Raw genomic sequence first — 4,226 nt, forward strand, 5'->3', positions numbered from 1 at the left:
ATACAAGTGACTACAAATTAATGGTTATCGAACGAGCGACTGCACCGCAGCCAATTGAGCAGTCATTTAATAGTTGCGCACTGAATGTTAAGTCAAAAAACTATGCAGAGGCTGAAGCAATTTGTACAAAAGCAATTGCACTTTTAAAAGATGCAGACGGCCCTAAATTTAAAGTACGCCAACTTACGTCATTCGCGTTAAGTAACCGAGGTGTTGCGCGCTTAAAATCAAATAATGACACCGCAGCCATTGCTGATTTGTACGAGGCAGTGCAAATGTCTAACAGTACAATGGTATCGCATAATTTAACACTTGCTAAAGAAGAGCTTGCGCTATAAAAAAGCACTAAACATGCTTTAATTAAGCCAGTGTATAAAAAGCCCATGTTAGGTTTATTCTTAACATGGGCTTTTTGCGTTGCACGGTTAAAAAGTGCAAATCATAAAAGTGGAAACTACCTGTTAGGCTTTAAATTTAAGAGAGCTAGATTATGGATGTCACCAGTACGTTGAGTATATTTGAAATTAGCGCGATTTTTTTATCTATAACCGCATTACTTGCTTATATAAATCATCGGTTTATAGGCCTGCCAACCACCATTGGGGTGATGGTTATTTCGCTTTTAGTGTCTATTGCGGCCATATTTTTGGGCTTTTTAGGGTTTGATGAACTTATTGATTACGAAGTAAGCCTACTTGATCAACTCAATTTTACTCATGTTTTGCTCGACGGCATGCTCTCAATGCTGCTTTTTGCTGGGGCGCTGCACGTTAATGTAAGTGACTTAAGACGTTATAAATTACCCATAGGTATTTTAGCGTGTGTGGGTACGCTAGTTTCAACAGTGATTATTGCTACAGCGTTATATGTAGTAGTGCCTTTATTGGGATTTAATTTATCGTTTATATGGTGTTTATTATTTGGTGCGTTGATTTCGCCAACCGATCCGATAGCGGTAATGGGTATTTTACGCTCTGCTGGCGCGCCTAAAAGTATTGAAACCGTAATAGCGGGGGAGTCGCTATTTAATGATGGTATAGGCGTGGTGGTATTTGCGCTTTTATTAGGAATTTTAACCAGTGGTGATATGCCAACTACATACTCAGTGGCTCATACACTCGCTGTTGAAGCGGGGGGTGGTATAATATTTGGTTTAATATTAGGCGGTGCTTTAAATTATTTATTAAAAGCAATAGATAGCTACCAAGAAGAAGTATTACTTACGCTAGCGGGTGTTATAGGCGGTTATGCATTGGCGAGTCACTGGCACTTATCGGGGCCACTTGCGATGGTTATGGTGGGATTAATGGTGGGTAATCATGGCCGTAATTTAGCCATGAGTGATAAAACACGCCACTATGTTGATTTGTTTTGGGAGCTAATTGATGAAATTTTAAATGCCATTTTATTTGTGCTAATTGGCCTTGAAGTGGTAATGATTGTGTACTCAGCTAATTTGCTGGTGGCGGGCGTTTTAACCATTTTAATTGCGCTATGCGCACGTCTTATTGTGGTTGGCCTAACAACAACTATTTTTAATAAACAGCTCGAGCTGCCCAGCGGTGCATGGAAAGTGTTAACCTGGGGAGGGTTACGTGGCGGTATTTCGGTGGCCCTGGTGTTGCAGCTACCTGATGGATCGCAGCGTAATATATTATTGGCTTTAACTTATGCGGTGGTGGTTTTTTCAATTTTAGTGCAGGGCTTGAGCGTAGGAAAAGTCGCCAAAAGCATAAAAACAAAATAAATTTTAAAGACTGATTTTTGTACAGAACACTGGCTTGTTTGCGTAGCTACTCCATAACACTCGTTTTAAAACCTTTTTCAAAACAAGCAGTAATTACGCTGGTTTACACGCTGTTAAACATTTAAATTTGTACGTATGTTAGACTAAAGTCTATAGGTTAATTTTCTTCACTTATTGAGTTTGTTTTTCTCGTTTGTCGGCGCTGAGCTATTACTCTAAAGTTCAGTTGTCGGCAACAAGCGCGACTAACTTAATTAGGAAAGACAAACCATGAAACGTACACTTTTAAAAACCATCGCTCTTGGCTCATTACTAACTTGCTCAGCAGCTGTAATGGCTGATTCAAGTGACTACAAACTAATGGTTATCAAAACCGCTACTGCACCATTGCCACTTGAAGAGTCATTCAATAGCTGTGCACTTAACGTTAAATCTAAAAATTACGCTCAAGCTGAAGAAATTTGTACTAAAGCCATTGCACTTTTAAAAGATGCTCAAGGCCCTAAATTTAAAGTACGCCAGCTTACATCGTACGCTTTAAGCAACCGTGGCGTTGCACGTTTAAAAGCGCATAACGATACAGCAGCATTAGCTGATTTATACGAAGCAGTACAAATCTCTGAAAACACATTAGTGTCTCATAACTTAACTCGCGCTAAAGAAGAGCTTGCCTTATAAAGCAATTTAATTAGCGAGAGTCACAAAAAAGCCCCTACCGATTTATATTAGGTAGGGGCTTTTTTGTGCGTGTAATAAAATTTTTTTATAAAACTCACATGTAAATTTAAAAGCGAGAAAGCCCGTTGTAGAAAGCTTTATTTTTGGAAATGTTATTAGCGGCAGATGCGGCTTTAAGTCTTAAAAAACGTTTAGAAAAAGACCAAAAATAAACAATTAAATATACAAGCAATAGTGAGTTTTTAGCTATAAAGACTCTACACCAATAAAAACGCTGGCTGATATATCAGCCAGCGTTTTTTATTGTGTGTTTTTTGCTATTGTATTTTGCAGATAAGCCTATACCAATTCGCAATAATACTTAATTAAGCGAATTGGTATTAGATGCTAGTGAAAACTAGTTTTTTAATTACACAGTAAAAAGAGTGAGTAGTATTGATGGGCTCAAGCAAAAATCAGCTTAATTTAGACTTAGGACAAGAGCATATTACTATCCAACGCCGTTATGAAGCATTAGGCGCAGTTAACGATTTTTTAATTGCGGTGTGGTTTTTAATTGGTAGCTTTTTCTTTTTAAATGAGTCATTAGTTGAAAGCGGTACCTGGCTTTTTATAGCTGGTAGTGCGCAATTAATAATAAAACCTGTATTAAAATTAATGAGTTTAGTTCACGTTAAAAAAGTGTTTCATTCTAATAATACTCACTAGGCGTTCAGGTATTGTAATTAATAATTTAATGACGACTTACAGCAAAGGTAATGCATTGAAACTACTAAAGTGGACTTTGGGCGCAGTTATAATTTTATTAATAGTGGGTTTACTCATTCCTGAGAAGCTAGTAATTCCTGTGCAAGGCGCTACAGGTAAGGATTGGAACCACAATACGTTTTGGTATGAGCCGTGGGGGCGTTCGGGTGTGCATAAAGGAATTGATATTTTTGGCGCTAAAAACACGCCTGTGGTTGCTGCAACAAGCGGTATTGTTATTTTTTCAGGTGAACTAAACCGAGGTGGCAAAGTGGTTGCGGTACTTGGTGCAAAATGGCGAGTGCATTATTTTGCACATTTAAATGACTACAATGTAAGTGCAGGGGATGTAGTTAGCTTAAACAGTCAAATTGGCTTACTGGGTGATACCGGTAATGCTGCAGGAAAGCAACCCCATGTGCATTATTCTATATTATCGCTTATGCCTATGCCGTGGCTTTTTACAACACAAAGCCAAGGGTGGAAAAAGATGTTTTTTTTAAACCCACATAAAAAGTTGACTGCTAACTAACTCAGTTTTACTTATTGGTGGGCCTTTACTAATAAACTGCCAACGTAGTTAACTCGCTTGTTTTTGCTGTATTTTTTGAAAGTGAAAGAAACGCTATTTAAAACAGGTATTAGACTAAAGTCTATAAGTTAGATTTTCTCACTTATTAGGTTTGTTTTTATCGTTTGTCGGGGGAAGAGGATTTATCTAAAGTTAAGTTGTCGGCAACAAGCACGACTAACCAAACAGGAAGATAATCATGAAACGTACACTTTTAAAAACCATCGCTCTTGGCTCATTATTAACTTGCTCAGCTGCTGCAATGGCTGATCAAAGTGACTACAAATTAATGGTTATTGAAGATTCTGTAACAGCCGCACCAGAGTTTGAACAGCCATTTAATAGCTGTGCACTTAATGTAGAATCTAAAAACTACACAGAAGCTGAAGCCATTTGTACACAAGCAATTGCCTTATTAAAAGAAAGCCGTGGCCCACGTTTAAAAGTACGCGAACTTACATCGTTTGCATTAAGTAACCGTGG

Annotated in this window: 6 protein-coding genes; all 6 read left to right on the forward strand. The window is 38.0% G+C overall.

Features of this window, described 5'->3' with window-relative positions:
• On the forward strand, positions 1–338 hold a 338-nt coding region (locus L650_RS0105065; protein ID WP_029772419.1), incomplete at its 5' end, for a hypothetical protein.
• Positions 339–490: 152 nt separating this feature from the next.
• Positions 491–1,747 carry a cation:proton antiporter gene (locus L650_RS0105070; protein ID WP_029772420.1) on the forward strand — a complete coding sequence of 419 codons (1,257 nt, stop codon included), beginning with the start codon at positions 491–493 and terminating at the stop codon, positions 1,745–1,747.
• 270 nt (positions 1,748–2,017) lie between these two features.
• On the forward strand, positions 2,018–2,425 hold the full coding sequence (locus tag L650_RS0105075; RefSeq protein WP_004587203.1) for a hypothetical protein: 408 nt from the start codon (positions 2,018–2,020) through the stop codon (positions 2,423–2,425).
• 438 nt (positions 2,426–2,863) lie between these two features.
• Positions 2,864–3,133 carry a YrhK family protein gene (locus tag L650_RS0105080; RefSeq protein WP_029772421.1) on the forward strand — a complete coding sequence of 90 codons (270 nt, stop codon included), beginning with the start codon at positions 2,864–2,866 and terminating at the stop codon, positions 3,131–3,133.
• A gap of 55 nt (positions 3,134–3,188) precedes the next feature.
• Entirely contained in the window at positions 3,189–3,704 is a 516-nt protein-coding gene (locus L650_RS0105085; protein ID WP_029772422.1) for a M23 family metallopeptidase, read from the forward strand.
• Between the two features lie 238 nt (positions 3,705–3,942).
• On the forward strand, positions 3,943–4,226 hold a 284-nt coding region (locus L650_RS0105090; protein ID WP_029772423.1), incomplete at its 3' end, for a hypothetical protein.

Origin of the sequence: Pseudoalteromonas sp. TB51, from assembly GCF_000498055.1 — a bacterium.
Lineage (GTDB): Bacteria > Pseudomonadota > Gammaproteobacteria > Enterobacterales > Alteromonadaceae > Pseudoalteromonas > Pseudoalteromonas atlantica.